This window comes from Paracoccus sp. TOH, from assembly GCF_030388245.1.
Taxonomy (GTDB): domain Bacteria; phylum Pseudomonadota; class Alphaproteobacteria; order Rhodobacterales; family Rhodobacteraceae; genus Paracoccus; species Paracoccus simplex.
Map to the genome: position 1 here is coordinate 568879 of NZ_CP098362.1, position 26550 is coordinate 595428.

At 64.2% G+C, this 26550-nt stretch carries 30 protein-coding genes; 4 read left to right on the forward strand and 26 right to left on the reverse strand.

Annotation, left to right across the window (positions count from 1 at the left end):
• Positions 1–175 precede the first annotated feature (175 nt).
• Positions 176–376, reverse strand: a complete 201-nt coding sequence (locus NBE95_RS19700) for a hypothetical protein (RefSeq protein ID WP_289896156.1) — start codon at positions 374–376, stop codon at positions 176–178.
• Between the two features lie 33 nt (positions 377–409).
• Positions 410–1033 (reverse strand): N-acetylmuramoyl-L-alanine amidase, encoded by a 624-nt coding sequence (locus NBE95_RS19705; RefSeq protein ID WP_289896157.1) that lies wholly within the window; start codon positions 1031–1033, stop codon positions 410–412.
• Positions 1034–1663: 630 nt separating this feature from the next.
• Between NBE95_RS19705 and NBE95_RS19710 the strand changes: the two genes are divergently transcribed.
• On the forward strand, positions 1664–2071 hold the full coding sequence (locus NBE95_RS19710; protein WP_289896158.1) for a hypothetical protein: 408 nt from the start codon (positions 1664–1666) through the stop codon (positions 2069–2071).
• Between the two features lie 161 nt (positions 2072–2232).
• On the opposite strand, the gene NBE95_RS19715 is transcribed toward NBE95_RS19710, so the two are convergent.
• From NBE95_RS19715 to NBE95_RS19730, 4 genes are all read right to left on the reverse strand, one after another.
• Positions 2233–2418: a hypothetical protein gene (locus NBE95_RS19715; protein ID WP_289896159.1), complete on the reverse strand. Its 186-nt coding sequence runs from the start codon at positions 2416–2418 to the stop codon at positions 2233–2235.
• Positions 2415–3287: a glycine-rich domain-containing protein gene (locus NBE95_RS19720; protein WP_289896160.1), complete on the reverse strand. Its 873-nt coding sequence runs from the start codon at positions 3285–3287 to the stop codon at positions 2415–2417. Before NBE95_RS19720 ends, NBE95_RS19715 begins: the two co-directional genes overlap by 4 nt.
• Positions 3287–3550, reverse strand: coding sequence for a hypothetical protein (locus NBE95_RS19725; protein ID WP_289896161.1), 264 nt, complete (start codon positions 3548–3550; stop codon positions 3287–3289). Before NBE95_RS19725 ends, NBE95_RS19720 begins: the two co-directional genes overlap by 1 nt.
• 436 nt (positions 3551–3986) lie before the next feature.
• Entirely contained in the window at positions 3987–4307 is a 321-nt protein-coding gene (locus tag NBE95_RS19730; protein ID WP_019351687.1) for a phage holin family protein, read from the reverse strand.
• A 184-nt stretch (positions 4308–4491) separates the two neighbouring features.
• On the opposite strand from NBE95_RS19730, the gene NBE95_RS19735 reads away from it, so the two are divergent.
• The gene (locus NBE95_RS19735) at positions 4492–5523 is read left to right on the forward strand and encodes a glycosyltransferase 61 family protein (protein WP_289896162.1); all 1032 of its coding nucleotides are present in this window, start codon (positions 4492–4494) and stop codon (positions 5521–5523) included.
• A 208-nt stretch (positions 5524–5731) separates the two neighbouring features.
• Here the strand turns inward: NBE95_RS19735 and NBE95_RS19740 are convergent, their stop codons facing one another.
• From NBE95_RS19740 to NBE95_RS19830, 19 genes are all read right to left on the reverse strand, one after another.
• On the reverse strand, positions 5732–6451 hold the full coding sequence (locus tag NBE95_RS19740) for a hypothetical protein (protein ID WP_289896163.1): 720 nt from the start codon (positions 6449–6451) through the stop codon (positions 5732–5734).
• A 3-nt stretch (positions 6452–6454) separates the two neighbouring features.
• Entirely contained in the window at positions 6455–8728 is a 2274-nt protein-coding gene (locus NBE95_RS19745) for a hypothetical protein (RefSeq protein ID WP_289896164.1), read from the reverse strand.
• 17 nt (positions 8729–8745) lie between these two features.
• Positions 8746–10965 (reverse strand): phage tail protein, encoded by a 2220-nt coding sequence (locus tag NBE95_RS19750; RefSeq protein WP_289896165.1) that lies wholly within the window; start codon positions 10963–10965, stop codon positions 8746–8748.
• On the reverse strand, positions 10958–11356 hold the full coding sequence (locus NBE95_RS19755) for a hypothetical protein (protein ID WP_289896166.1): 399 nt from the start codon (positions 11354–11356) through the stop codon (positions 10958–10960). The genes NBE95_RS19750 and NBE95_RS19755 overlap by 8 nt, the downstream gene beginning before the upstream one ends.
• Entirely contained in the window at positions 11341–11937 is a 597-nt protein-coding gene (locus NBE95_RS19760) for a hypothetical protein (protein ID WP_289896167.1), read from the reverse strand. The genes NBE95_RS19755 and NBE95_RS19760 overlap by 16 nt, the downstream gene beginning before the upstream one ends.
• Entirely contained in the window at positions 11928–12710 is a 783-nt protein-coding gene (locus tag NBE95_RS19765; protein ID WP_289896168.1) for a hypothetical protein, read from the reverse strand. The genes NBE95_RS19760 and NBE95_RS19765 overlap by 10 nt, the downstream gene beginning before the upstream one ends.
• Positions 12711–12714: 4 nt before the next feature.
• Entirely contained in the window at positions 12715–15111 is a 2397-nt protein-coding gene (locus NBE95_RS19770) for a phage tail length tape measure family protein (protein WP_289896169.1), read from the reverse strand.
• 3 nt (positions 15112–15114) lie between these two features.
• The gene (locus NBE95_RS19775) at positions 15115–15309 is read right to left on the reverse strand and encodes a hypothetical protein (RefSeq protein WP_289896170.1); all 195 of its coding nucleotides are present in this window, start codon (positions 15307–15309) and stop codon (positions 15115–15117) included.
• A 122-nt stretch (positions 15310–15431) separates the two neighbouring features.
• A complete protein-coding gene (locus NBE95_RS19780; RefSeq protein WP_289896171.1) occupies positions 15432–15800 on the reverse strand; it encodes a hypothetical protein in 369 nt (122 codons plus the stop codon).
• A gap of 9 nt (positions 15801–15809) precedes the next feature.
• Positions 15810–16235: a phage tail tube protein gene (locus NBE95_RS19785; protein ID WP_289896172.1), complete on the reverse strand. Its 426-nt coding sequence runs from the start codon at positions 16233–16235 to the stop codon at positions 15810–15812.
• Positions 16236–16292: 57 nt separating this feature from the next.
• Positions 16293–16724 carry a hypothetical protein gene (locus NBE95_RS19790; protein WP_289896173.1) on the reverse strand — a complete coding sequence of 144 codons (432 nt, stop codon included), beginning with the start codon at positions 16722–16724 and terminating at the stop codon, positions 16293–16295.
• Positions 16724–17050 carry a hypothetical protein gene (locus NBE95_RS19795; RefSeq protein WP_289896174.1) on the reverse strand — a complete coding sequence of 109 codons (327 nt, stop codon included), beginning with the start codon at positions 17048–17050 and terminating at the stop codon, positions 16724–16726. The genes NBE95_RS19790 and NBE95_RS19795 overlap by 1 nt, the downstream gene beginning before the upstream one ends.
• The gene (locus tag NBE95_RS19800; RefSeq protein ID WP_289896175.1) at positions 17050–17385 is read right to left on the reverse strand and encodes a DUF2190 family protein; all 336 of its coding nucleotides are present in this window, start codon (positions 17383–17385) and stop codon (positions 17050–17052) included. The genes NBE95_RS19795 and NBE95_RS19800 overlap by 1 nt, the downstream gene beginning before the upstream one ends.
• A gap of 74 nt (positions 17386–17459) precedes the next feature.
• Positions 17460–19523 carry a head maturation protease, ClpP-related gene (locus NBE95_RS19805; RefSeq protein WP_289896536.1) on the reverse strand — a complete coding sequence of 688 codons (2064 nt, stop codon included), beginning with the start codon at positions 19521–19523 and terminating at the stop codon, positions 17460–17462.
• Positions 19523–21103, reverse strand: a complete 1581-nt coding sequence (locus tag NBE95_RS19810; protein ID WP_289896176.1) for a phage portal protein — start codon at positions 21101–21103, stop codon at positions 19523–19525. Before NBE95_RS19810 ends, NBE95_RS19805 begins: the two co-directional genes overlap by 1 nt.
• Positions 21054–21260, reverse strand: a complete 207-nt coding sequence (locus NBE95_RS19815; RefSeq protein WP_289896177.1) for a hypothetical protein — start codon at positions 21258–21260, stop codon at positions 21054–21056. Before NBE95_RS19815 ends, NBE95_RS19810 begins: the two co-directional genes overlap by 50 nt.
• Complete coding sequence (locus NBE95_RS19820) at positions 21257–23293, reverse strand: terminase gpA endonuclease subunit (protein WP_289896178.1); 2037 nt, start codon at positions 23291–23293, stop codon at positions 21257–21259. The genes NBE95_RS19815 and NBE95_RS19820 overlap by 4 nt, the downstream gene beginning before the upstream one ends.
• Positions 23293–23913 (reverse strand): hypothetical protein, encoded by a 621-nt coding sequence (locus tag NBE95_RS19825; RefSeq protein ID WP_289896179.1) that lies wholly within the window; start codon positions 23911–23913, stop codon positions 23293–23295. Before NBE95_RS19825 ends, NBE95_RS19820 begins: the two co-directional genes overlap by 1 nt.
• A gap of 250 nt (positions 23914–24163) precedes the next feature.
• Entirely contained in the window at positions 24164–24880 is a 717-nt protein-coding gene (locus NBE95_RS19830) for a hypothetical protein (RefSeq protein ID WP_289896180.1), read from the reverse strand.
• Positions 24881–24956: 76 nt separating this feature from the next.
• Between NBE95_RS19830 and NBE95_RS19835 the strand changes: the two genes are divergently transcribed.
• Both NBE95_RS19835 and NBE95_RS19840 read left to right on the forward strand, forming a co-directional pair.
• Complete coding sequence (locus tag NBE95_RS19835) at positions 24957–25253, forward strand: PRC-barrel domain containing protein (RefSeq protein ID WP_289896181.1); 297 nt, start codon at positions 24957–24959, stop codon at positions 25251–25253.
• A gap of 95 nt (positions 25254–25348) precedes the next feature.
• The gene (locus tag NBE95_RS19840) at positions 25349–25840 is read left to right on the forward strand and encodes a ferritin-like domain-containing protein (protein WP_289896182.1); all 492 of its coding nucleotides are present in this window, start codon (positions 25349–25351) and stop codon (positions 25838–25840) included.
• An 87-nt stretch (positions 25841–25927) separates the two neighbouring features.
• Here the strand turns inward: NBE95_RS19840 and NBE95_RS19845 are convergent, their stop codons facing one another.
• A complete protein-coding gene (locus tag NBE95_RS19845) occupies positions 25928–26542 on the reverse strand; it encodes a hypothetical protein (RefSeq protein ID WP_289896183.1) in 615 nt (204 codons plus the stop codon).
• Positions 26543–26550: the final 8 nt, after the last annotated feature.

The following is a 26550-nucleotide window of genomic DNA, read 5'->3' on the forward strand; positions in this document are numbered from 1 at the left end:
GCCATGTTCCCAGAGCGACCAGATTCCGCCACTGTCGGCCTGTATTCAGTAATGCGGTTAACGATAATTGGCCGGGTGGTAACCCGGCCAATGCTGGAGCCATGCTATCCCGGCCCCCACCACAAAAAATAACAGCCCCGGCCCAGGGCCGGGGCATCTTGTTAGGCCGGTGGAATTATCTCACGCCCCATCTGGCAAAGATCGCGCCGGAGAGGCCAGCGGCCGCAACCGCGGCACCGATCACCGCCGCTACATTGATCGACAGCATATGGGTGGCGGCGTCATAGGTGACGCCCCAGCCGCCAAGCATGCCGGCCAGCATGGTGAGCAGCGGCGACAGGACATAGATTGCCATGCGAACGAAAACGGAATTCATAGGTCAGCTCCTTTTCAGGTTTGGGGAGGATGGTCAGGTCAGCACCGACAGTTCGCGCGCGACGAGATCGCGCAGACGATCGCCAACGGTGACGGGATCGGCCGGCGCCGACATGCCGGGTAAAACGGTGATGTCCCATTTGTTTTTCTGGGTTACGCCCAGCGTCGGCTGGATCTCGGCATGCGACAGTGTGGACCAGCGCGAGACCGGAATGTCGTAGGTCGAGCACAGCCGCGCAGTCTCGCGCGCAAGAGCCGCGACCTGCGCCGGCGTGATCGGCGCCTTGCCCCAGGAGAAGGGCCGCTCCACCGCACGGGACATGGCGCAGATCGACAGACCAATGGCGCCGCCATTGGCGTTCAGGGTGTGGGAGCGCGAGGCAGTCGGATCCACTGGCCATCGGATCTTGCCATCGCCGCTAATCAACGCGTGATAGGACCGCAGATCTGTGGCATTGGGTTCGTGTCCGCCGGCGGTCCAGTGCCAATGGATGCGGGTGATGCCCGTCGGGTGCTGGAACGGCAGCCCCTTGGCACGCTGTGCCTCGATCGCCGCAGCATGGGCCGCACGCGTCCGGGGGCCAACGGCCCCGTCGATGGGACCGGGCCCAAAGCCCAAGGCGGCGCATCGCGCCTGGCGGACGCGCACCACGTTCATGACTGCTGTCATGTCGGTTCTCCAATGAAAAGCCCCGCACGAGGCGGGGCGGCTGCTGACTGATCAAAACCTAACAAAGTATAGGTCGGTGACGGAACCGAATGACCGTTTTCGCGGTTTTCGACCGGTGACGAGTGATTTGGTTAGTGAGTATCCGAGGCCTCGGAGTTTTTCGATCATTCCCACCGCAACATCATACGCTCTGTCGTCAGTTGAAGGCGGTTGTTATAGGCTCGCCTCGATTCGCAGTTTTGAGACGCGCGAATCTCGGCTCCCGGCAGGTCCTGGCAGATGTGCTGGGAGCCGATCACTTTCCGCACCGATGTGCGGCCCCAATGTGGTATGCTGAGAAAGGTCCGCCATACTTTTCAGCGGACCGGGGCCTCCGCCTCTTGTGCGCAACTTCGGCGGAGGCCTTGGTGGTAACGGGTTTATTTGATAGGCTAATACTAGCCCGCCTCTAGCGTCGCTGGGTGTCGGCTTCCGTCTCTCGCTTCTTTACCCAGCGGGGCCGATCCAGAGCGTTTCGCGAGCTCTTTTTCGCCGATGCATTTTTTGTGATGCAACCTTCGCGGAGCCTGGCGCTATATCTCTCCGAGACTGCCTTGGAGCTAAACGATGAAGCTGACAATGAAACTGATGACCGCGCTGGTGATCGCCACCATGGGAGCCGCCCCGGTCGCGGCCGATCCGGGCCGCGGGAATGGCAAAGGCGCGTCTGGCCGTCACCATCATGAACGGGGGCCCCGAGAGGTCCACCGCGTGCAATCCCGCTACGTGGCAGATTGCCCACCCGGTCTTGCCAAAAAGAACCCGCCTTGCGTTCCACCGGGACAGGTAGGCAAGCGCTTTGGTACGCGCGTGGGCGACACGCTCCGCATCGGAGACTATGTGCTCATCCGCGACTTTGACCGTTACGATTTGGAGCGGCGTAATGGCTGGAGCTACTACAGGGATGACGACCGCATATATCGGATCGACAGCGGCACCCGGAAGATCCTCGCCGTCCTGAACCTGATTGATGCTTTTTCTCGGTAAGCGGACAGCGCGAGGGCCTTTTCAATACCTTAGGCTGATTGACGTTTTCCCGATCCGGCATCAGATTCTGAGGCGTAGACCGTGGATCACGTTCTACCCCCATTGGTGACTGCCCCCGCACTCTCTGGCGGGGGCTTTTTTCGCTTCCGATGGGCCGAGGGCTACGGGTCGATTCCTTGCGCATCGATTGGCGACGGCGGGACGAACTGCCCGTCGACATGGGCCCAGCCGATGCCCACCGTGTTATCGGAGCCGACCACCACCCAACCCTCGGGTGCGGCAAAGCTATCAGCCTCGACGGTCACCTGGACAACCAAGCCATTCTCGATTTTCGCCACGTAGATCATGCCATCACCACCTGCACCTGATCGGCGCGGACCACGAGGATGCCGAACCCATTCCCGGCCGCGCCGGCGTATTGCTCATCGGCCCCGTAGTAGCAGCCACCGGAACCGCTGCCCCACGTCTCGTCGGGCGAGGATACGGGCGTCACAGTCCGATGGCCTTTGCCCCCTCGACAAACCTCCACGGGGTTTGCAATCCAGCCAAGGAGCCTCCCGGGCCCACCCGGCCCGCCAAGAGACGGCGTTCCATCCCCGCCCGCGCCATCTGCGCCGCCACCACCGCCAGCAGAGCGTTGCTGCACATCGGTGCTGGCATTTGCGGCACCGCCGGGAAAGCCACCCGTCGCCCCGGACCCCGGCAAGCCCATGGTTGATCCGGCCGCAGCCGCCCCCCCGCCGTTTCCGCCGTTTTCACCATCTACGCTGCCGGACTGCCCGCCCTTGCCGCCTCCAAGCGCGTCGAGCGTTTCGTTCGGGCAGACGAGTTGCGACGGGCTGCCATTTGAGGCGGCTCCGCCAGTCTTATTGGCGCGGGGTGCGCCAGCACCGATCGACATTGAATAGTTCCCCGCCGCAAACAGCTTCCCGGTCTGCTCGATCAGCTGCCCGGCGCCGCCGCCTGCCGGCACCCAGCCCGAGGTGCTCAGACCGCCGTTGGCCCCGCCCGCAGCAAGAGCCAGGTTGCCGGTGACGGCATGGGTCAATGTGAACGACCCCGATCGCTGCCACAGCACCTCGATGTAATTTACGCCGCCGCGCGAGAACGGCGTGATGATGCCGTTGGTGACGGTGAGCGTGGGCAGCGGCGAGGGGCCAGTCGTAGTTGCGGATCCCGGCAGCAGGCCCAGACCAAGCGCCAGACCGATGAACATCAGACCCACCCTGTGATATCGGTGGCCGTCGTGCCGGTGGCCAGGATCCGATCCGCGCTCACCGCATAGGTGCCGGCCGGCAGAGCGGCCGTCTCATAGGTCTGGCCATCGAGACCGCGCCACGCCAGCGTGCCGGACGCACCAAGGGTCACGGCGCGGATGACCTCGGGCAGGTCGTCGCCATCACTGGGCGTGATGGCATAAGAGCCGATCGCTGACGCGTTCGCGCCGATCGAATAAGGGCTGAATCGATTTCCGGGCATAGGTCTACCTCATGATGATGGCGCCCTTTGGGTGGGTGCGTAGGGTTGAGAAGAGCAGCACACGGCCGCGAATACCGTTCCCACGCGACGCGGAACGGTATGGGAGCTACTATCGAATTGTTCCGGGTACGGTCTCTGTTTACCCCAATATTGAACGCAACGGTTTAGATGAGTTCCGCGAACGTTCGGCGAACATCCCAATCCAAATGCCTGTCGCACCAATGGGCAGATGCTGGGCAAATTTGCCTATTTCCATCTGACGTTCAGAGTTTAATTACGTGACCGTTACCAGTGCGATGTTACCTGCGGCCCTTATTGCCGCAACCCTTGGGGCCCCGCCAGAAAACTGGCGGGCCTCGTCTTTTCTCGACACCGTCATTTTGCGGCGCTGGACGATCTGGTGTCGAAGGAACTGAGGATCACCGTCGAGGACTGATCAGCGGCGTCGGTCTGCCCAGCGTTCGAGTACCGCCCCCGCGCCTCGAGGGCCGAGATAGGACAGGACCGCAACCAAGGCCACTGATTGCGTGTCAGTGAGTGCGAGATAATCGGCCAATCCGTCGCCAACCATTGCCATTCCTATGCAAGTCGGCAATTCCCAGGCCAAATCGCGGGACCAGATCGGCCGCCGCTTTGCCCGGACCTCGCCGGCATGATACATGAGCCGTCCGGAAAATGCGGCCAGCAGCGTTGTCGCTGCGCCGCCGAACAACTTGTTCATGGCCTCGATCAAGCCGGGCTCGGGTGGGGTGTCCATCGTCTCTCCGTAAATTGCAGTCGATTGCCGGGGTGGCGGTATTAACCAGGACGGTCTACATTTGCCCCACGTCTCCACCCCGTCCCTTGAAGCAGCTGATATGATTGATGAGCCTCTACCCGAGACCGGTTGGTCACGCGAAGTCCTGCATTTGCAAGGCGCAACAGTGTGCCCGGCGGAGGACATGGATGACGCACCGGGCGTTTGGGCCGGTGGTGACATTCCAGAGGCCGCCACTTGGCGGGAGGGAATCAGGGTCACCCTGCCGATCGCCGAACCGCCTGAGGCTGAGCATCGTCTGTCCGGTAAGCACCTCTGGGGCGGCATCTATTTCGGTCACTTCGGCCATTTCCTGGTCGAGACCATTTCGCGCCTCTGGGCGGCTGAACAGGAAGGCATCGACAGCGTCCTGTTCACACCGCGCCACGGCAAGCTGAAGGATTTCGCAACCTATCAGGCCGATATCCTGGACCTGTTCCTTCCGAATTCGAAGGTTCAGATCCTGCGCGAGCCAACCGAGGTTGAGGGCCTGCTCGTTGCCGGTCAGGGGTTCGGGATCGGTAACATCTCTGCAGGCACGCCCGAATTCCGTGCATTCGTCCAGCGCGCGATGCAGGATGTAGAGCCCAGAAAAGTGGAAAAAATCTACATCTCGCGGACGCGGTTCAATGGGAAGGGCGGCATCATCGACGAGCCGCTGCTCGAGGAGAATCTGATCGCCCAAGGCTATACGCCGATCTTCCCCGAGAAGCTGCCCTTCCGGGAGCAACTCTCCCTGTTCAAGAGCGCGAAGAAAATCATCGGCCTCGACAGCTCGGCCTTTCATGTCCTGGGCTATGTCGCCACTCCCGAACAAGACATCTGTATCGTGACCAGGCGCAACCACCCGGCCTATGAGCACATCGCCGCGCACTTACGGGCCTTCACAGGCCGAGCACCGACCGTCATCGAGGCCGTTGCCGCAGACTGGATGCCGGAACGGCAGAAGATGCCGAACCACACCAGCTGGGGCGAACTGGATGGCGACGCCGTGAAAGAGGCCTTGGTCGGCACCGGGTTCATTTCGGACCCAGCGAGATGGATCGCATCCAGTCCGGCCCGCTTCTCCGGCGCCCTCAAGTGGGCCGAAGAGAAAAGCAAGGAACCGCTCGTCCGGCGCGATGCCGAAGAAACCCTCGCCCGCACCCGTAAGAAGCTCGCCAAGCAGGGGGCCTGAAATGCAGTACCTATACGATTATGATGACGGAATTCTCGATCCCGAAGAGTGCGATTATGATCCTCCGGCTGGAACCAAGGAATGCGTGACATGCGGTGCCTGGTTCATCCCGAAGCTGTCTGAGCAGTCGGAATGCCGCGGCTGCATAGCGTTGGAGCGTGCGGGCAAAGCTCACGCTTTCCGGCAGCACTGAACCGTAGACAAGCAGTCATGCCACCCATTTCAGCAAGGTTCCGAGCTCATCCGCAGTAGGGACGTGTCGCCACACCCCGAACCGCTTTTGCCAGCCGACAAGGGTGGGCGTGACACCCGTCGCCGATCCCAGGAACAGGTTGGAAAAGCTCGCATTGGCCGCTGCCTCGAATGACCCCGTGCCGAAGCCGGCGACATGCATGGAGAAGCTGGTGCCGTTGGCCACCATGATCACGCCAATGTCAGCCTGAGCCTCGGGAATATCGACATCGATGTTGGAGTTCGCAGAGCTGAGGATCTGGCTGCGGATGTAGTTGTTGCCTGAGTCGCGATACATGACCCGCAGGGTGGGGGATGAACCTGCCCAGAGATACTGACCGTCGACATCCAAGGCCGGCGCGGCGATCCGTACCCTGGTCGCGATGGTCAGCGCCGTCTGCTCGGCGATCTGCGCGCCGGCCAGTGTAAAAATCGCCTCCGCTGTGTTGCCGTCCGAATTGGCCATGCGCAGCCCGTTGCCGGTGAAAACCGGGCGGCGGGCTGCGGTGGTCTGAACGAACTGCCGCCCCAGCTTCCCGGTCCAGGCCGATACCCTGCCGCCGGTGGTCGTCACGCTTGCGGCGGTAGCATCCCAGTAATCGACCGGATTTGGGATCGCGGCAAGCATCTCATCGAGGGTCTTAACATCCCCGAAATGCGTGCCGTCCTGAGCTGCGAAGTCGAGTTTCAAGCGCATGGATCAAGCTCCGAGCGAGAGGGTGAAGGAAGGGACCGCGCGCTGAAGCATGCGGCCAGGCAGGATCTTCGAGGGCTTCTGCAGGCTGGTGCGCAGCAGGCCGCGATGTGCGGTGTAGCGGTTGCCCGGGATGCCGGTGACGTCCTGGACCTGCATGGCATAGCGCAGCGCGGTCGGCGCGCCGGTGTATTGCAACACAACGACATGGCCGCGCACGGTGACGCCGGTGACCGCACCGCCGGTCAGCTCGAAGCCCAGATGCGCGTCGATCCCGGCACCGCCATATTTGGCCGCGCCCTCGATCTCCAGCACTTCGTCCTCGCGCAGGCTGTCGAAACGCACCGTCAGCGCGCCGCCGGCATTCGATAGCACCCGGGGTCGCAGGATCGACCATGCCCGCCCCGCCTCGACCTCGGCCATGGCCCAGGCGCAGGTCTCGGAGGCCAGGGCGGTGCCAACCGCATCCGGATGCACGTTGTTGTCGGCGATCTCGTACCAGTGCTGGCAGGTGCCGAGGACCGCACCGCCCTGCTCGACGATATCGAGGATGTCGTCGCAGACGGCCCAGCCCGTCGCGCCGTCATTGGTGGTGTTGGCGTCGCCGCTCGGTTGCGTCATGCAGTAGCGTGGCGGCTGCAACCCTTGCGAACGCCAATAGGCAATGCTGTCCGCCTGCAACGCCCACCATTTGCCAAGGTAGCCGCCACGGGGCGACGACTTGGCCGAGGTGCCATGGTCCCAAAGGTGCCATCCCGGCAGAATGTCCTTGCCGGCAGCATCCGCAACCGCCTTCGCCTGGGCGTTCCAGAAGCTGAAGTTGTTCCAGACGGTAGTGGCCCCTGACCCGGTCGCCTCGTCGTCGTCCATGTCCTCGATGAGGATGCCCGGAATGCCGTGGCACGAGGTCAGGATCGGAACCATGGGCAGACCGAGGTCGCGACGATGCGCATTGAGGATTGCGAAGGTCGGGAAGGCCATGCCGGCGGATGCCGCCCCGGGTCGGGCCCGTTCCGTCCCCGTCGCCGGCACGGATGGGTTATAGCCCTTGGAACGCGGTCCGAGCGTGTCGACAATCGGCACGTTGTCGCCGAACAGCGTGCCAGACAGCTGTAGGCAGCCATCCCCCATGAAGGCTTCCAGAGCGGCCCGGGTCAGGCCCGCCAGGTAATCTCCGCCGACCGTGAGTGATTGGCCGTTGACGCCGCAAAGCTGGATGGCCGTGGTCGAGAGCAGGCCGCCCTCGATGTCCATGGCAATGCGGCCACGATCCCAGAAGGCCTGTGCCATGATGGCATCGAGTCCGCCCTTGTCGCCGTTGCGCCACAGCCAGATGGCATTGCCGGCTGCATCGCGCTCCAGCACCCGACCGTCGAGGGTTTCGGAGGTCTGTTGAACCACATCCACGTCGCCGCCGAGGATGCGCGGCGCGGCGTTTTCGATGGTCCAGTCGTCGAGCACCGCCCGCAGGCCCGTCCCCGACCATCCCATCAGAGCCCGGCCGAGAACATCCCAGACCCACCAGTTGACTGCATCTTGCTCGACGCTCTCATTCGGAGCCTCCAGTTGATTCGCCACGTCGGCGATGCCAGCAGTGAGGGCCAGCACGTCCGCTGCGCGAGCTGCGGCTTCGCCGTCCAGATCAGCCATCGCGACCCCACCGCTCTGGATGCGCCAGACTGCGCCGCGGCGGCGCAGGAAATAGCTGCGGCCCGCGACCAACTGCCCCGCCGTCAGGACCGCACCCGTTTCGGAGCGGATGACCGCCGCTGCGCCGCCGTCAATCGAAAGAGTGGGCTCGGCCGCGCCCGTATTCGAGGCGATCGGGATGATCTCGATGATCGAGGTGCCGGAGGTGGCCGTGACGCCATTCTCCCTGGCTGCAGCCGGCAGGTCGGCCGTGATCGCATCGCCGGTGCCCGCGACATTGGCCAGCGTCATTACCCCGGCATCGCGCATCGCGACGCCGGGATTGAGCCGAGCGATAACGCCCCAGTACGGCCAGGTGGCGAATAGCGGGTCGTCGCTGCTCATGGACGGCCCGCGCATGACCAGGGCAGTGCCCTCGCGGGTGAAGACCAACCCGACATACGCCGGCAGGGCTCCCTGCCCAGCAGCGACTGCCTCGGCTCGACCGACGAAGGCTCGGCCTCCGTCCGTAATGAGGTCGGTCCAGAGCGATTGCAGGGCGGTATTGACCACCGATTCCAGATCGGCCTCGGTGGTATACTGGTTCGGCGCCGCCCCGTAGACGGGCAGGTTGATGGTAGGTGCCGGCATGGCAGATCCTCAGGTTGTCAGGGTGTCGTTGCGCTGGCGCTGGCCGAGAAATCCGACAGGTTGCCCCATTGGTCACGCGCGCGCGTGAAATAGTAGCGGGTTGTGCCGGAGGTCAGCCCGGTCTCCGCCGTGGCGATAGACACCGAGGCGCGGGCATATTTCGTGTCAATCAGGACGGCCGTCAGCCCATCATCGATGTCATTGGCATAGACGAGCAGTTCCCGGGCATTGCCCTCGTTGGCCTGCATCGCGGTGATGTTGATGCGCGATGCGCTGGCGGCGGTTGCCACCGGCACAGGCGGAGTTGCAAGCGTGTCCGACGGTCCCATGGCTGTGATCGGATCGGAGGCCACCCAGTCCGAGCGTCCGTACCAGCCTACGGCGCGAACCCGGATCTGATAGTTTTCGCCGATCTCGACCAAAGGGATGTAGGCCGTGAACACGCCTGCCTCGCTGGCTGCCGTTTCGTCGAGATAGCCGCCCGAGCGCCAGCCCTGGTTCAGGAAGCCAGGCTTGAACCACTCCCACTCGTACCCGACGGCCGAAGCCGACGCGGATGCTGTCCATGCCCCAAGCACGCCGGCCACCACCGTGTCGCCCGATGTCTGCACGGCGGCATTTCCGGTGGTCAGAACCGGCTTGGGCGGCGGCTGTATCCGGGTGCGACTGCCGTCGAAATTACCCGGGAGCATGTCCCGCTCCTCGGTCTCCGCATCCCAGGCGGTGATCTCATCCGAGGTCTCGGTCAGCACCGCCGGCAGGCGGATGGTGATCGAATCGTCGTCGTTGAGACCTGCGGCCGGGGCGATGCTCTCGACCTCGTATTTCCCGATCCAGGCGCCATAGGGAAACCCCAGATTGATCCGGCAGACCGAGCCCGCCACCAGATCGAAGCAATCGGGGAACAATTCGCCGCTCACCTGACGCTGCATACGCGAGCGCCAGCCGACGATCTTGCTGATCCGCTGAGCCTGACGGTGATCCGTCACGAAATCCAGATCAATCATCAGCCGCTTGCGCACGCCGCCATCCGCGGCCTGCGCCCCGGGAATGACATAGGCCGGCGTCTCGGCGCTCTCATAGGCCCGGTCAGGTGCCGGGAACCGAGCGACAACCTCGGTGTAGAGGCCATCCGAGGATTTCCAGCGCACCAGGTTGAGGGGCTGGCCATCGGTCACATCGGCGATCGTCTTCACGCTCTCGCGAAACACCGCCGGCACCAGAGCCAGCTTACCGCCGATCCGGCTCAATCGCGATGCGCCGGCATCCAGCAACGGCTGCAACTGATCCTCGATCTCGGTCCCGTCTGTAAAAGTCAGGATGCCATCGCAACGATAGCGAGGGATGTTGCCGCCCCCCCGGACCGAGACGGGCTGGGCGGCAACATCCGCGCCCCAGGAAAATGTATCGAGGCGCAGATAGGTATCGGCATAGGGCCGAACCGGATTGCCGCGCAGCGCATCGAGGACGATTAGGCCCTGGTTGCGGGTAAACTTGGTTTGCCCATCGCGGGGATCATAGACCAGCGACCAGTTTCCATCGACATTCAGTTCCGGTGGCGTGGTCGGCCAACGTTCGGACCGTTCCTTGTCGCCGCCGCAATGGATGATCGCCCAGAGAACTGTTCGACCGCGCCAGGCGTCGGTGCCCGTGAAATATCCCATGGTCTCCGACAGGAACGGTGCTGGTGGTTGGGTCTGGTTGCCTCGACCGATCCAGTATTTGACATGGCTGCGGCCGAGCGTGGGGCTCATCTCCCGGCTGGCCACGAAAGGCTCATTGGTCGCCCGCGCCCCTCCTTCCGCCGAGAAATCGAACTCGTCGCCCGCCTTCTGGACCACGCGCTTGTCGAACAGAACCGTGAAGGGACCGGCGCTGGGTCTGCTGTTCAGCAGGTAGCAGATATAAAGCCGCTTGCCCTTGACGGTCCATGCCACCGGCGTACCGGGCGCCCAGGTCTTGCCATAGACGTAGCGGTAGGCCGGAAGCGACGTGGGCCGAGTCAGCTCCTGCCGGACCGTTTCCTGCTTGGGCTTCTGCGCCAGAAGCTTCTGCGCGATGAGTGACAGGCCGAGCGAGGCCGCCATGGCGACAACGCCCGACACGACGGCAAACGCAGCCGTCCCTGCGGTGAAACCCAAAGCTCCAGCCACGAATGCGCCGACCGGCGCGGCCGTAGCGGGCTCGGACATCGCGAAACCCACAAGCGCGGTCGTAATCAGCAGCAGTCTACGCAAGGTGCCATCCTCTGTCGGCATTTCGCAGGATCGCGAAACCGTATTTCGATTTCCCGGCCCAGATCCCGGGCGTGATACAGATCAGCAGCGACCGTCGCCCCGCCCTGCCCCGCGCCAGCGCCAGACCGCCGATGGCGTGCCCGGTGACAAATCCCGCGCGCGCGGCAAGGCCCTCGGCGAGCGCCGGCAGGCCGCCTGCACGCCGCATCATCCGCACGGCCCCGATCGGCCCGCGATAGCCGCGAACCGCAGCCATCGGATCGAGCCCCCAGAGCGCCGCGAACACATCGCAGGCTGCGCTGCAGCAATCGCATGGCCCCCACTCGAAAGGGCGTGACATGATACGCTCGACCTCGGCGATAACCCGGTCCGGCGTTATGGTTCCGGCCATTGGGTCTTCTGCGCCTCGGCCTGCGCCAGGATCAGGTGCCGGCCGGCAGTGTCGCCGGGATACTGGCGCTTCTGGTCCTCGTGGCTATGCGCGATGGCCGCCATCGAGCGATAGGACGGCCCGGTCGCCATGGTGACGTTGATGCCGTACATGGTGACCACGCTGCCATCGTCGCGCTCGATCAGCTCGGGCGACATGCCCATGGCATCGGCGACACCGGCAACGATCTCGACCGCACCGATCAGGTCGCTGCCACCGCGCTCGGTCACCGCGCCGAGGAAGACACGCGCGTCAGCCCCCTTGATGGCGGTATCGGTATAGGGTTCCAGGTCCGGGAAATCCGTCACCAGCGTCACAGAGAACTCCGTCGGCACGCCGCCGAAGGCTTCCTCGGGCAGGTCGATCCGGCCGAAATTTCCCACGCCCAGCCAGGTCTGGCCGGACCAGCTGATGTTGCCGGCATTGCTATGCGCGCGAAGCGGTGCTCCGGGCCAGTCGAGGAAAGCCAGAACGACCGGGTGGAAGTACGGCCCACTGATCGCCGTCAGTAGGGCGGCCGGGGTGTTGCGGATCAGGTCCATGGGTAGCGCTCCGTAAATCCGCCGACCTCATCGGCGAAGACCTCCCGAAAATTCCAGGTATAGGACCAGTCGCCACCGACGGGTTGGACAGCGCGAGGCGGCGCGCCATCGATCCGGAACACCGCCTCGTCCTGCCCTGCCACATTCACGCGGCCGCCGCTGATCGTCGGCACTCGGTCCAGTTTCAGCGTGACCTCGCCGGCGCCATTCGTAGTGGCCGGGCGTACGACCCGCGCCACCTCGAACACCGCGGCATCGGACATCTCATGGATCCGGATGAAATCCCCGGGGCGCGCCACCAATGTCCATGCCGGCAGGCCGGATACGGGCAGCATCCCCCACATGCCGCTGACCGATGGGGCGCCGCCGCTGACAACCCGGCCGGTGAACCACCGGACGGGGTTGCCGCCGCCGGCACCGCCGCGCCGCCACGCCAGGGGATCGCTGCCGGTGCGCCATGCAAGCGGGGCGCTGCTGAAAGCTTCCCCTCGGCGCGCCAGCTCATCGATCCACCAGTTGATGGGCGAGGATTGCAGGCGCACGGCGTGGATACCGCCGTCGAGCAGCTGTTTCAGCATCTCGCAATAGCCCGCGCCCATGCGGCCGGCCGCCAGCGCCGACACCTGCACCACCGCTATCCTGCGGCGCCGCTGCGAGGCCTGCATCTGATCGCGGCCGGTGATCAGCGAGCGCAAGCGCGCCGTCGGCATGTCGAGCGTCCATTCGGCCCCGAGCGCCCCGACCGGCGGCCAGGGATAGACGTTGATCGGCATGCTGTTACCCCAGAAAGGATTTGGTTTTGCGGTTCATCGCCCCGACCGAACGGACGGAATCGCGCACGATGCCCTGGCGGGCGCCCGCCACCACATTGCCGGCGATGTCGTACATCGTGGCCGTCAGGTCGCCGGTGGACTTGTCGAAGCCGATCGACATGTGACCCCCCAAGCCGAAGCCGCCCTTGGTGTGATCAATGACGCTTTCCTGCGGATGCAGCATGGCCAGGAATCCTCCCTTGCCATCAAGCCCGCCGGAGCGGGCACCATTGCCGGTATTCCCGCCGCCGTCGAAGGAGAGAAAGCCTGCCACGGCCGAAGAAATCACATCGCCCCCGAAACCCTGCCAGAGCGCCTCGAACGCCGCCGAAGCCGCCATTTCCGCCAGTTTGGCGATAACGCCGCCCAAGGCTTCCGAGAAACTGGCCGCGCCGCTGATCCAGTCGGAAAAAGCTCCCTTCATGGAGGATTTCACGTCCTCCTGACGTTGAGCGAATTCGTCCTGCTGCTCGCGGAGCTTCTTCAGCTTCAGCTCGGCACCTGCATACTCCTCGGCCATCTGCCGAATGCTGGCCTTGACCTCGGGTGTCAGGTTGACACCGGATTTCTGGGCTTCGGTGAGAAGCTTCTGCTCCTCCTGGATCACTGCAAGCTGGCGCTCCCAATCGGCGCCGGCGAAACCTACGCCCTCCAACGCCTTGGCTTGGGCCAGCAGCGCTTGCGTCTCCTGCTGGATGTCGAAAACGGTCCGCTCGAAGCGGTTTTCGAACTGCATACCGCTCCCGCGGCGTGAGCGTCCCGAACCCTTGCGCCTGTCTTTCGATCCTCGCGCCCTGCGCGGTTCGGTGATCAGGCCCGACCACTCGTCCTGCAGGTTCGCGTCGATTTCGACCTGGTCGAGATGCCCTTGCAACTCGGCATCCGTCATCCCGAAATACTCCGAGCCGAAGGTGTTTCGGGCGTTCAGTATCTCCTGCTTGCGACCGGCGATCTCGCCCGCGCGTCGGGCTTCCAGGGCGCTGCCGCCAGCCTCGCGCACAGCCTTGGCGGCATTGATCTTGGCATTCATGATCATGCCGCCGCCGATGGCGGATATCAGCGAATAGGCTCCCTGCAGCTCGGCGTTGACCTGAGCCATGGCGTCGGCCCAGGCGAGCGTCTGGCTTTCATTGGCGTGCAGCGCGTCCAAAGCATCGTAGAGCGCAACCTTCTGCTCATCTGTGATGTTCAGCGCCTCGATGGCCGCGACCTGTTTGTCGTATTCGGCATCGAGTTCTGCTTGCCGCACCTCCAGCGATTCCTTGCCGTATTCGGCGATCAGCTGGTTCATGTAGAGCTGGCTCTCCATGGTCGCCAGCAGCTCGGCGGCCTTGGCCGCATCGGCCGCGCGGATCTCGGCGCGCTTGGCCTCGCCCTCCAGCAGGGCCCGCTGGAGCGGGATCATCTGCTCGTTGATCGCGTTCAGCGCCGATTCGCCGGCACCGGCATCCTTCAGGGCGTTCAGCTGAGCGGTGTAATCGTCCAGGTGCAGGCGCAGCGTGGTCAGGTAATCGTCCAGGCCGCCTTCGGGCACCGGCTGGCTGACATAGGCATGGATGTCGCGCATGGTGTTGCCGAGCTTTTCGGCCAGCGCAAGGTTTTCCTGGCTGATGCCGCCAACCCCGAACAGGGTGTCGCTCCAGCTCGACTTGAAGCCGAGCTTGCCGGCGGCCTCTGCCAGGTTGGCAGAGGCAATACGACCGGCAGCGTCGATGCCGCGATCACCGAGCGCATCGAAGCCCATGTCCGAATAGGCCTTGGACAGGATGCTGGAGATCGAGGAGCGGGTCTTCTCGGCCTCGATCATCATGATCCGGCGGGCAATCTCGGCGCCGCGCCGCGCCTCCTCGCCATACTGCTTCTCGGCCTCGCCGGTGTAGAGCAGCGCCACGCTCAGCGCGTCGTTATAGGTGGACATGCTGTCCTTGAGCGCTTCGAAGGCGTCTTTGGTCTTCTTCGCCTCGTCTTGCGCCGGCATGAGCCATTGCACGGCCGCAGCACCGAACCCGATCACGCCGATGGTGGCGAGCGACACCGGGTTGATCATGCCGACGAAGGCCGAGCCGAGGGCGCGCAACGCCCCTACCCCGCCGCCCATCTGCGTCAGCACCTGGCTGATCTGCGTGCCCTGCTGCAGGGCAAGCTGGAGGGGGTTCTGACCAGCAGCCAACATCACGCCGATGTCATTGAATTGCGACACAAGGTTGGCATTGGCGCCGGCCGCCGAGCGCAGATCGCGGCGGGCGGATGCCGCCGTGTCTTTCAGCCCGGTGATTTCGGTCTTGGCCTTGCCGATGCCGGCCGTGAAGCCGGCGGCATCGAGGCCCAGCGTGGCCTTCAGGACACCGACATTCGTCGCCATGCTTCATTGCTCCTGTTCGATCGCCCCCCAGGCGGCAGCCAGCACGCGCAAGGCCGCCTCCTGCTGTTCCGGGGTCTGTGGCTCGCTGTTCTCCGGCGCATCGGTGCGGAAGAACTCGTCGTATCGGGGCAATTTGCCCACCATGGCAGCGCCGACCAGCGCCGCCGTGTTCCAGGCGGTCCGGTTGCGCATGGTCATCTCGATCTTGAGCCGAGAGAGGGCCGCATGCATCTGCACCGCATAGAGGCGCGGCGTCAGCGCCCAGAACCCATCGGGCGAGAACCCCGCCGCGATGTGGTTCCGGTAAAGCTGCGCCAGGGTTATTTCGCCCGGCGCCTCTTCGGGCGCCTGCGCTTTCCCGGCCCGCCGCCTTCCTTGGGCAGGTCGCCCTCGGCCGGCATGGAAGCCTTGATCGCCTGCACGAAGGCATCCGGATTGGCATCGAGGATCTCGCCCGCCAGTTCCAGCGTCACCGTGTCGTCATGGACCTTGAGCCCGCCAAAGATCAGCGCCCGAAGATCCCGGGCGCTGACCAGCCCCGCCTGCAGGCCGCCGGCAGCAAGCAGGTTGAGCATGGCGAAACCGTTTTTGCCGGTCACCTCCTCGAAGGTGCACAGCGCAGCGTAGTTGATGGTCAGCGCATAAGCGCGGCCATCATGGGTCAGGGTGATCTTGCCTTGCAGATTCATGATGTCGCCTTACGGACCCGGCACCGCGACCAGCAGCGGCTTCCCGGAGGGCTTGATGGTCACCGAGGCCGACAACTTGCCCTCGGGGGAAATCTCGCCAGGCGTGAAGGCGGTGACGATACCGGAAAACTGGAGCGCCACCGTGCCGCCGGGGAACAGCAGCTGGAATTCGCCCTTGCCCGCCTCGAAGGCGGCAAGCAGCGGGTCGGATACGGCGGGAACCCAGTTCACGTCGAAGGTGCAATCCGAGGCGGACTTCAGCCCGGCGATGAACTCGGCCCAGGCGTCCGGGCTTTCGAGATGGGTGGCATCGACAGTGTTGCGCGACCAGCCCGCGGGCGTGATGCGGGTGACCTCGGCCACGGGCGTATAGGTGGCGCCGTTCTTGATGCCGAACCGGCTGCCAAGGCCGATCTGGGCGTTCGTTTCAGGCATGATCAGCCCTCCATGTGGAAATGTTGCGGACCGCGCTGCGCGCAGCCCGGGTTGATGTCAGGGAGCAACGGGCAGCGAGGCCTCGGGGCGCACGGTGGTGATCTCGAAGGTCATCACCAGGGTGCCGACGTTCTGGACGCCATCGGTGTTGCTGACGACCGAGGTTTCGCGCAGGAAGCAGAAGCGGTTCTGCGCCCGCAGCGCCGCCAGAACGACGGCCTCGATCACTTCGCTGTCTTCGTCGAGGATATCTTCGACATTCTCGCCGCCCTTCCGCCGCACGGCCACCTGCATGAGCGTCTTGCGCTCGGTGCTGGTCATCGTCTCCATGCGGCTGCTGTCCTGCGGCGTCAGGACGCCGATCACCGGCAGGCTGTCCGCATCGACCACCCCCGGCCACACCTTGGGGGCGGTGAAGTCGGCAAAGCGCAAATGCGCGATCAGCGCGGTCCTCGCCAGGGCGCGTGCATCCGAGCGATAATGGCTCATTACGCCTCCACCAACTGGCATTCGCAGATCAGGAAGGCATCCGAAGCCGGCGAACCGGTCGGATGCACGACCATGACCTGGAAGGCGCGTCCGTCGGGCAAGGTGATGCGGTCACCGCGGCCCACTTCGGCCGCCAGATCGCGCCTGACGCGCCACGTCGGCGCATCGATGCGGACGATCTGGCCATCGGCACCGTCGACCTCGATCGGCGTTTCGCGAAACATCGACATGATCGGCCGGGCGCTGCCGGCCCGGGGCAGGAAGATGACGGGATCGCCGAACACGTCGGACAGGATCCCGGTCATCCCGTCGAAGATGCTGGGCATCAGCGGATCGCGCCGTCCAGAAGCACGATGCCCTCGGCCGCGCCCGCGATAGCGGCCTCCGCAACAACGCCGACCAGGGTGTTGCCCGAGGCGGTGGTGGTGATGACCCCGTTGGTCGCATCCCAGTAGACCTTTGCGCCGACGGCCCAGGCCTGTCCGGTCGCTTTCGGAAGCGTGAAGACACCCTTGCGTGCGATGGTGAGCGGCTCGCCGGTTGCCGCGTCATGCTCGGCCACGCCGAACAGCGCACCGACCAGGACCGGAGCGCCGCTGGCGGCGTCGGCCGCGGCCGGGATGGTCAGATGATCGCCGACCTGGATATAGTTCTTTGCCATGAGTGTCGCCTTTCATGAGGGTTCAGAATGACGAAAGGCGCCCGGAGGCGCCTTTCGTCAGAGGTCAGCGGCGATCAGGCGCCGTTGTTCTTGTAGCCACCGCGATAATCCGCGGCGCCCAGGCCGAAATCGTGTTCCAGCGTCATCGAGAAGCCCTGGCGGCCGAAGGGCTCATCGGTGCGAAGACGCGGGGCCTCGGCGCCTTCGAGGTAGCCATGGATCCAGCAGGGATTGGCCGAGGACAGCAAATACCACGCGTTACCGCTGATCTCTGCCGTGACGACCGGAGTGAGCCGACCCGAGAACGGGTTCACATCAGTCGTGGCCGTTGGCGTGATCTGGGCCACGAACATCTCCGCCTCGGTTTCCTTGTCAGGCCCCACCAGCAGGATGTTCGGCACGATGTTCAGCGTGTTGCCGTCGATTGACTTCTGCTTTCGCATGGCCGCGCGACCGGCGGAAACGGCGGCCGTGTTGATGGCCGACGCCGCGCCGCCCGAGGCGAGGTTGCCGTGCGAGGCGTGAAAGATCGTGTTGCCGTCCGCCATGACAGCCGCAAGGGCGAAGGCATAGAAGGTCCGCTCCTCGAAAAGCGCGACGGTCATACCGTAGTTCGAAAGAACTTCGTCGATGGCGCCCAGTTCGTCGTTGATCATCATCTGGCGGCTGATGGTGACACCGACGCCATAGGAACTGATCAGTGCCTGCTCGCGACCTTCGCCGAAGGTGCCCCACTTGATCTCACCGGCTTCGCTGATCGGCTTGAGCGTGGGGAAATCACCCGTGCGCACCAGCGGCATGGGCCGGAAATCCTTGAAATTCCGCTTGCGCGAGATCTGGCGATAGGTCGGCGCAGCAAGCTGGTATTTTTCCTGCAGCTGCTTGTTCAGCGCGTTCTCGAAGATGGCAGGGAAATCGCGGGTGGTGTGCATCGCCTGCATCAGCACCTGCTCTTTCTCGCCCCAACTGCGGATCGCACCGCGATGCCCGACCGAGGCGGCCGCCATCTCGATGATCGACATGCCCATATAGGCCGCGGCGGGACCGGTCACCTCGCGCTTGCCCTGCATCTGGGCGACCAGCGCATCCGTCATGCCGCTGCGGCGGGTGGCGCGCTCATCACGCTGGATGGTGGCGCGCGGCGCACGGTTCTTGATGGCCATTTGCGTGGATGCTCCTTGCAGTTCGGCGGTCGCCTGGGCGCAGGTCAGCCCGCGCTCGATCATGTCCAGGGCGCGCTCGGTCGGAACGCCCTTGCGTGCGCAGATGTGCAGGATGGCGACAGCATCAGCACTCAGCGGCTCGGCCGCATCCTCATCGGCTTCGCCGGCATCGCCGCCCCCGCCGTCCTGATCGTCCTCGGCGGCCTCCGCCTCGGTCTCATTCTCGGCCGCGGCTTGCGCTTCCTCCCCGGCATCCGGATTGTCCTCTTCGGCGGCGGTCACCGCCGTCACCTTGGGTTTCGCCATGGTCTTTCCTCCTTTGGCGGTGGGCATTGCGGCGCCGGCCATCATGGCCACCACCGACGAAACAGGCCGCTGGCGTGGGAGCGCGCCGGCGGCGGCAAGCAGGGTCTCGGGCGCGTGCCCGTAGATGCGATAGTCGAAGGCGGCAGGTTCCAGGGCCTCACCATCGTCCTCGGCGGACGTGGCAAACCCCGCCTCGACCGCCGCCGGACCGTCGAAATACGTCTCGGCCTTCATGATCGCCCGGGCGTCCTCGACCGTGATGCCTGCACGCTTGGCGTAGATGCCGGCATAGGCCTTGGCGATAACCCCGAGACCCTGGGCAGCATGAAGATGATCATCCTCGGTGCCGCGACCTTCCACCCACCACGAGGCGGGATCGTGGATCATCATGATGGCGCCGAGCGTCATGGTGATGCTGTCGCCGGCCATCGCGATCAGGCTGGCAGCGGATGCCGCCACGCCTTCGATGACGACTTGCACCTCGCCCTCGTAGGCGCGCAGCGCCGTATAGATCGCCTGCCCTTCGGTCGCGATACCTCCGCCGGAGTTGATCCGCACGGTCAGCGGACCGGACATGCCGTCAAGTTGCTCGCGCACCTGCCGCGCCGTGAAATACTCCTCGTCCCAGAAGGACGATCCCACCGTGCCGTAAAGACGCAGCTCGTTCATCACATACCCTTTCGATAATGCGCCTTGGCCCGACCGTTCTCCACGATCTCTTCAGCCTCGGACCTCGCCGCGCCGGCGACGGAACCGGAGCCCGGATCACTGTCGAAGGACAGGTTCAGCCGGGCGGCATCGGCGCGATCCTGTTCGATTTCATCGAGCAGCCGCTCGGGATCGACGCCAAGCTGTCGCACAACCTGCTGCCGCGACGCGAAACCATTGCGCACCGCATCCGCCAAGGCGGCAATCTCGCGCGTCGGATCGACGATGACCTTGCGCGGTGGTTGCCATTCAAGACGAAGGTGCCGCCAGATATCGGCCGGAAGGCCGGCCTTGATCATCGCGGCGCCGTCATGGCCATTCCATGCGGTGATGAAGGCCTGCGCCAGCGGCTGCATCATCTGGGGGATCAGCATCAGCCACTGCCAGGCGCTGATGTTCTGATCCATCTCCAGCCGCCCCATCCGGGCCGAACTGAAATTGACCTGACCCAGGTCCCCGGTCAGCGCCTCATAGGTGATGCCCATGCCTGCCGCGACCGAGCGAAGCACCGAACGGGTGAATTCGTCGTAACCATCGACACCGGGCGGTTCGGCGAATTTGACATCCTCGTCCTCGCCAAGGTCGTAGATCATCCCCGGCGCCAGTTCGGCAATCTCGCCGCCCTTTCCGCCTTCGGAACGCACACGGAAGGCCGCAAAGCAGGCGGCGATCTTCTGCCGCATCAGCTGCGCATCCTCATGGTCGGCAAGATCCTGAAGCCGCATCATCACCGGCGCGAACCAGGTCACGCCTCGCATCTGGCCGGGGCGGTCCTGCCGATAGATGTGCAGCACCTCCTCCGCAGGCACCCGTTCGGAAATCCCGCGACGCGCCCCTGGCGTCCAGTCGCCTCCAGGATGCTCCGGATACAGCCAATAGGCGACGCGGCGCCCAGTGGCGTCATATTCTATGCCGTCGCGGATCTCGTTGCCCGTCGCCGTCCAGCCGAACTTGCCGTCATCGAGGTAATCCGGCTCCAGCACGTCCAACTGCAATGGCAGCGCGCTGGGGTCAGGGTGGCTGTGATAGATGCGGACGAGACATTCGCCAGCGTCCACCACGGTATTCGCCACCAGCCTTTGCAGGCCGTAGAGATTCTGACGCCCTTGCCGGTCAATGGCGCAGGTGTCGAAATGCGCCTCGATCAGCTCCAGCCCGCGATCCCGGACCCGCTTGCGGGCGGTTTCCTTCAGGCCGGTATAGGACAGCACCACCTTGGGCAGGATGCCGTCGCCGACGATGCCGCCACAGATCACCGACTGCGCGCGGGTGGCGAAAGGCGTGTTGCGCACCATGTCGCGCGCATACCAGGCCATGCGCTGGCGCTGACGAGCGGCTGCATCGGCATCGGTGCGGGCAGCCTTCATCGAGGACGTTCGCCTTCCGATCCCGGCAGCGTCGTAATGTGCGGTCACCGCGCGGGCGCGAGCGCGTCGCATCCCCCATTGCGGGGATACCGCAGCGATAGCCCGATCAAGCAGGTTCATCGGATTACTCCTTGCGGTAGACGGGATACTGCTGGCGTGTCCGGCCGGCAGCACCGGCCAACCCGAGATCGGTCTCCATCAAGGCCTTGATGCGAAGCATCTCGCTCAGGCTGCGATAGGTCACCCGCTCGCCGTTCACCTCAAGGCTGGTGACGCCCTTGGCGATCATCATGCAAAGGGTCCGGTACTCCTCGATCGAATAGATGCTCACAGCCATTTCCCCTTACGCTCCCCGAGCCATCCGCCTCCGGAAGGCGGGCTGGGCTCTGGCCGTTTCAGTTCTGGTTTCTCCGTCGGCGCCTTGGCCATCGCCCGGACCGAAAGCGGCACCACCGGCATGGCGGCATCGAACAAGTCGGCCTGCTCTTCCGGTGCCGGAACCCCTCTTTCGGCCTCGATCAGATCCCACTGGTCGTCGGTCATGGCGGTCCAGCCCTTTTTGCGCGCCGCAGCCTCGGAATAGTTCATGGTGTCCAGGCACTCGTTGCGCCGGCTAGGTTCGACCAGTTCCCATTTCGAGACCATGGTGCCGGAGGTCGCGCGCTTCAGCACCCGAACCTCGGAGGTGATCTGCCGGTAATACTCATCGCCCAGGCCCTTGGCGAAGGCGATGTAACCACGTTCCTCCGGGTCCTCCTTGGCAAGCCAGCCGTAGAAATCAGCCTTCAGCTGGCTGACGTTCAATATCCAGCCGCGCTTCTGCCGCTTGATCTGCCGCCCGTTCGCCTTGCGATCCGACTGTGGCCGCAGGATCGGACCATTGGCCGAAGAGGAACCCTTCACCAGGATCACCCGCGTCCAAGGATGGCGCTTTGCCCAGTCGCGCACGTCCTCGGTAAAGCCGCCCTCGTCCGCCGCCATCATGTCCAGCGGCAGGCGCAATCCCAGCTCTGTACGCCAGGTCGCCTTGAGCAGCGAATCCAACGCATTGCGCCCGTCGTCATCACCGATGTGATGCGGCACAACGATATGATCGACCACCCATCGGCGATAGTTCCGGCCATAGGCGCATACAGTCACCTCGATCCGGTCAGCCTGGAAGTCCACCCCAGCGGTCAGAAGCACGCCGCATGCCGGAACGACCCCCCGAGGAAGGACGGCACCCGGCTCGGCATTCTCGGTCCGGTCGCGCAACGCTTCCCAATCCGGACCCTTCGATGCTTGCTCGAAGGGCAGTCCGAGCACGTCGTTCCAGAAGGTCTGTTCCGTCTCGGCCTCAACCTTGCCGCGGATCGCCTCTTCAGTCGCCTCAGTCACCGTCATGCCTGTCCAGCCCATGACCTGGGCGTATTCCACCGCGATAGACGCCCAGTCACGCTGGGGGACATAGGCTCGCCACAGATGGAAGCCGGGATGATCGCCGCGGGGGTTGCGCGGCACCCATTTTCCCGCAGAAACCATCGCCAACTTGTGGCTGTGCAAGATCGAACCGTTGCAAGCCTCGCAGGTAAAATGCGCGGCGTGCAGGCGCTCGGGGTCAATGGTCTTGCGGAAGTTCTCCCAGGTCAGGGGTGCCATGTTGCCGCAATGCGGACATGGCACGTGGTAAAATCGCTGGTCGCTCCGGTCGAAGGCCCGGGTGATCCGGCAGGTGCCGAGGATCTGCGGCGTCGAAATCCGCACGATCTTGGCATCCTCGAACCCCGCTGCACGGCTGGCGGCCAGCTGCTCGGGATCGCCCTTCGGCGTCATTTCGAACTTGGCCGCGTCATCCATGATCACCAGGCGACGGGTCGTACCAGCGAGGTCATCCGGCGAACCGGCGCTGACAACCTTCAACGAACCGTCGCGCCGCATGGTCTCCTGGTTGAACAGCGTATCCGTCTGTTCACCCCGGCCGTCACCGAAGACATCGCGCAAGCTTGGCGCCTGGCGCCGCATCGGCATCCACTTGTTCCGCACCCATTCGGTCGCGGATGACGTGGTCGGATGAACCACCAGGCTGTCGAGAGGCCCATATTCGTGCCATGCCGCGACCGTCGGATTGAGCAGCGAGACCGTCTTGCCCCATTGTGCGCTGCCACGGACCGAGACCTCGCGCGCCGGATGCTCGGGGCTCAACACCTCGTGGATTTCGCGCAGGAAGGGGAAGCGCTCGATCCGGAACGGGCCAGGAATCGGGGACCGTTCGTCGAAAACGATATTCTCCTCGCACCAGCGTGTAATGTCCGGCGGCGGCGGCGGAACCATGGCGAAGGCCAGGCCGCGTAGGACGGCCGCCTCAGCCGAAGCCAGAAAGCCCATCAGACATCTGCCTCTTGTTCATCCGGGGTCATGGCCGTTGTCTGCGCCTGATTCCCGAGCTGGGAGGACCGTGCGGCCCGGTAACGCCGCCATTCATCCATCAGCACCTTGCGCACGGACCGAAAATCCAGCCCGAACTGATCCGCGACAGCGCGGGCGGCATCGCGGAGCATGGTCTCGAACTGCGCGATCTCCTGCGTCATCGCTCGCGCGGTGTGGCGCTCGACTTCCTCGGCAAGAACCCATGTCCGCTCCTCGGCCATATTCTGGCGGCGAAGTCGGCGGGCCTCTTCTTCCGCCTTCAGGGTCCGCGCCATCTCGTAGCGGTCCGGATCGCCCACCGGCAGCGTCGCATCCGTCCTCGGCCGCGGGGCGGCGGGCTGCGGATCGTCATTGCCAAGGTCGCGCAGAGCATCTCTGGTGGCAGCGCCGTTCCCGAGCATCTGGCCGGGATGCAACTTTCGGCCAAGGGCGTGGGCCACCTTCTCCAGGTCGAAGCGGCGACCGCGCCCGTCACCGGTATAGCAGCCCTCCAGCTTTCCCTCGCTGACATACTGGCTGATACGCGCCTTCGACACGGCCAGCCGTGCCGCAAGCTCCGTTGTGTTCAGACCAGTCATCCTCTTACCGTTTGATTGTTAAGCCAGTTTAGGCTTTTCCAGATGTTAAGGGACCCGAAACCATCGGGGCGCGAATGACCCCCGCGCGGCCCGATGGGGGGAAGGACCCGAGGGGGTGCCCGTTTTTCAGGCAATGAGGGTGGCAGGACGCGGGGTTAGGCCCTGTAACTTTTCCATGCTTCTGGCGGACAGAGGGTTACGGTCCATGATTTTTTTATTTTTTTCAGCCTCATTGCCCGGCCAGCCAGCGTCAACCACCCGACCGCGCCGCCATCTTGGCGATGGTGCGACGAAGATGATCGGGCAGCCTGGTCTGATACACGTCGGCCGCGCCGTCGAAGAAGCCCAGGCGCGGATCATAGGTCGGCATGGCACGCGTGAAGTGTAGCACCTTGCTGATGGTGCCATCGGCCTCGCGCTTCCATATCCCTGCCGACAGCCGGCTTTCAGCCTGCGGCACGAAGAAGCCGGCCCGCTTGCGGTTTCGCTTGCGCGAGGCCTTCGTGGTGTTCGCCGTCGTATCCCGCTGTGCCTGCACCGCAGACAGCACGCGGTTGCGTTCGCCTGTGTCCCAGTTGCCATAAGCGTTGAGCTTGGCCCCGCTCGCCGGTGTGACGGCGGTGATGATCCCGTCATAGGCGAGACGCGCATCCAGAAGACCCTCGAGGCCGGTCCGGCTGCGGGCGCCGCCGCTTTCCTGCACCTTCAGGAAATGCCGCCGCCCCACCGATGGCCGCTCCATGACCTCGGCCGTCAGGTTGTCAGGCCGCGCCCCCTTCACCGTGAAGGCGTTCTTGGTGAACGGCGTCGGCCGGTCGAAAACCTCATCCATCCGGCCCTGCACATGGGCGAGAACATCCCGCGCCGTATCGTTCAGCGCCCATGACCCGGCGATCCGCACCTGGCGACCCGAAAGCCGGGACAGATGCGCCTGCATCTCCCAATCATTGAGGGTGAGCTTCAGCACGGCATGCCTCTCACAACATTTATTAACGGAACGGGCAAATGCTGATCACGTTGGATCCCGTGGTAAGGAGGAAACAATGGATCACGAAAATCATGTCCGCTTGTCCGAAGACGAGCTTACCGATGCCGTGTTGACTGGCGCCACGATCTACGGCCCATTCGACGATACCATCGGCACCGTTGCCCACCTTCATGGGATGGGCCCTGATGCACAGGTCATTGTCGATGTCGGTGGCTTCCTCGGTATCGGCTCAAAACCCGTCGCAGTGCCCGTGCGCGATCTCGACTTCATGCGCGACGAAGGCGGGAGCGTCCACGCCGTGACCCAATGGACCAAGGACCAACTCAAGGAAATGCCCGAGCATCAACACTGATGCCTGGAAACAGATCCGAACCAACGTCGCCCGCAGGAGTTATCCGGCGGGCGACGTTCTGTCCCGACATTCAAACCCGAAAGTAGGAGAACCAGATGAAGACCCTCAGCGATGCCTTTGAACATACATTGCAAGACATCTACTGGGCGGAGAACGCCCTTGCCAAGGCGCTCCCCAAGGTCTCGAAATCGGCCAACAACGCCGAATTGAAGACGCTGATCGACAGCCACCTGAAAGAGACGAAGGGCCACATCAAGACACTCGAGGCCGTGTTCAAATCGATAGGCCAAGAGGCCAAGGGCGAGAAATGCGACGCCATGGACGGTCTGCTGAAGGAAGCCGATGGTCTGATCGAGGAGGCATCCGGTCACGCCCTTGATGTCTCCCTGATCGGCGCGGCCCAGGCAGTCGAACATTACGAGATCGCTCGTTATGGCACCCTCCGGGAATGGGCCAAGGTCTTGGGCCATGATGAAGCCCACGATCTCCTCACGTCGATCCTGGACGAAGAGAAGGCCGCTAATTCCAAGCTGACAGCGCTCGCGGTCATGGCCGTGAACAAAGCCGGTAAGAACGGCAAGAAGTGACCGCCAGAAACGAGAAGCGCCCGAGAGGATTTTTTCCTCCGGGCGCAGGTGTGGTGACGGCAGAATGTCAAGGAAGCCAGGGGGAAGTCAAGCGCTATTCCACGGAGAGAGATCAGGCAGCCCGTCCACCAGCCTGATGGCGGTGAAGCCACTGCACCAGGACAGCTCCGACAGCAGGTGCAGCAACGCGCCATACCAAGCCAGATACACGCGCCGACGCTTGGCCAGAACGGCAGCCGTTCCGGTATCGCTGATGGGGCAAATCACCGGGCGATAGGTCTTCGTCCTGCCGCGCCTATCCCGGAAGGTGACAGCATCGAGCTTGCGTGTGCTGGCAAGCCATTCCCCTGCATCCGTCATATCCCAGCCGCACGGCACGATGCCGCGCCGTTCATCCTCTCGCCAATCCGGCACCCGCCGTGCCCGGGCACATTCCGCAACCAGCAGCGCCATGCCCCTGCCGCCGACGCCGATCGGCAGCGCCTCGACCGCCGCCGCGATGATCTGGGCATCGGGATGCGGATCGCTGGTACCGCCGCCATCGACCCGGCAACCCAGTTCGCGCTGCCGCCGCAGGATCCAGATGTTGTCGACACCGGGGCGGTCGAACTCATGCGCCCCGGTCTCGTCGAAGTCGATCCGGGCATGCTCGACGGCAAACGCCCATTCCAGCGCCTGCTGGATCGTCATCTCGCGCACCATCGCGCGAC

Coding starts and splice junctions, on each gene's coding strand:
- NBE95_RS19700 (WP_289896156.1), bottom strand. CDS start 376: ATGAATTCCGTTTTCGTTCGCATGGCAATCTATGTCCTGTCGCCGCTG.
- NBE95_RS19790 (WP_289896173.1), bottom strand. CDS start 16,724: ATGAGCCATTATCGCTCGGATGCACGCGCCCTGGCGAGGACCGCGCTG.
- NBE95_RS19780 (WP_289896171.1), bottom strand. CDS start 15,800: ATGAATCTGCAAGGCAAGATCACCCTGACCCATGATGGCCGCGCTTAT.
- NBE95_RS19735 (WP_289896162.1), top strand. CDS start 4,492: ATGGATGACGCACCGGGCGTTTGGGCCGGTGGTGACATTCCAGAGGCC.
- NBE95_RS19745 (WP_289896164.1), bottom strand. CDS start 8,728: ATGCCGGCACCTACCATCAACCTGCCCGTCTACGGGGCGGCGCCGAAC.
- NBE95_RS19835 (WP_289896181.1), top strand. CDS start 24,957: ATGGATCACGAAAATCATGTCCGCTTGTCCGAAGACGAGCTTACCGAT.
- NBE95_RS19725 (WP_289896161.1), bottom strand. CDS start 3,550: ATGCCCGGAAATCGATTCAGCCCTTATTCGATCGGCGCGAACGCGTCA.
- NBE95_RS19795 (WP_289896174.1), bottom strand. CDS start 17,050: ATGCCCAGCATCTTCGACGGGATGACCGGGATCCTGTCCGACGTGTTC.
- NBE95_RS19755 (WP_289896166.1), bottom strand. CDS start 11,356: ATGGCCGGAACCATAACGCCGGACCGGGTTATCGCCGAGGTCGAGCGT.
- NBE95_RS19785 (WP_289896172.1), bottom strand. CDS start 16,235: ATGCCTGAAACGAACGCCCAGATCGGCCTTGGCAGCCGGTTCGGCATC.
- NBE95_RS19765 (WP_289896168.1), bottom strand. CDS start 12,710: ATGCCGATCAACGTCTATCCCTGGCCGCCGGTCGGGGCGCTCGGGGCC.
- NBE95_RS19705 (WP_289896157.1), bottom strand. CDS start 1,033: ATGAACGTGGTGCGCGTCCGCCAGGCGCGATGCGCCGCCTTGGGCTTT.
- NBE95_RS19770 (WP_289896169.1), bottom strand. CDS start 15,111: ATGGCGACGAATGTCGGTGTCCTGAAGGCCACGCTGGGCCTCGATGCC.
- NBE95_RS19825 (WP_289896179.1), bottom strand. CDS start 23,913: ATGACTGGTCTGAACACAACGGAGCTTGCGGCACGGCTGGCCGTGTCG.
- NBE95_RS19720 (WP_289896160.1), bottom strand. CDS start 3,287: ATGTTCATCGGTCTGGCGCTTGGTCTGGGCCTGCTGCCGGGATCCGCA.
- NBE95_RS19715 (WP_289896159.1), bottom strand. CDS start 2,418: ATGATCTACGTGGCGAAAATCGAGAATGGCTTGGTTGTCCAGGTGACC.
- NBE95_RS19710 (WP_289896158.1), top strand. CDS start 1,664: ATGAAACTGATGACCGCGCTGGTGATCGCCACCATGGGAGCCGCCCCG.
- NBE95_RS19840 (WP_289896182.1), top strand. CDS start 25,349: ATGAAGACCCTCAGCGATGCCTTTGAACATACATTGCAAGACATCTAC.
- NBE95_RS19760 (WP_289896167.1), bottom strand. CDS start 11,937: ATGGACCTGATCCGCAACACCCCGGCCGCCCTACTGACGGCGATCAGT.
- NBE95_RS19800 (WP_289896175.1), bottom strand. CDS start 17,385: ATGGCAAAGAACTATATCCAGGTCGGCGATCATCTGACCATCCCGGCC.
- NBE95_RS19775 (WP_289896170.1), bottom strand. CDS start 15,309: ATGACCATGCGCAACCGGACCGCCTGGAACACGGCGGCGCTGGTCGGC.
- NBE95_RS19740 (WP_289896163.1), bottom strand. CDS start 6,451: ATGCGCTTGAAACTCGACTTCGCAGCTCAGGACGGCACGCATTTCGGG.
- NBE95_RS19805 (WP_289896536.1), bottom strand. CDS start 19,523: ATGAACGAGCTGCGTCTTTACGGCACGGTGGGATCGTCCTTCTGGGAC.
- NBE95_RS19730 (WP_019351687.1), bottom strand. CDS start 4,307: ATGGACACCCCACCCGAGCCCGGCTTGATCGAGGCCATGAACAAGTTG.
- NBE95_RS19820 (WP_289896178.1), bottom strand. CDS start 23,293: ATGGGCTTTCTGGCTTCGGCTGAGGCGGCCGTCCTACGCGGCCTGGCC.
- NBE95_RS19845 (WP_289896183.1), bottom strand. CDS start 26,542: ATGGTGCGCGAGATGACGATCCAGCAGGCGCTGGAATGGGCGTTTGCC.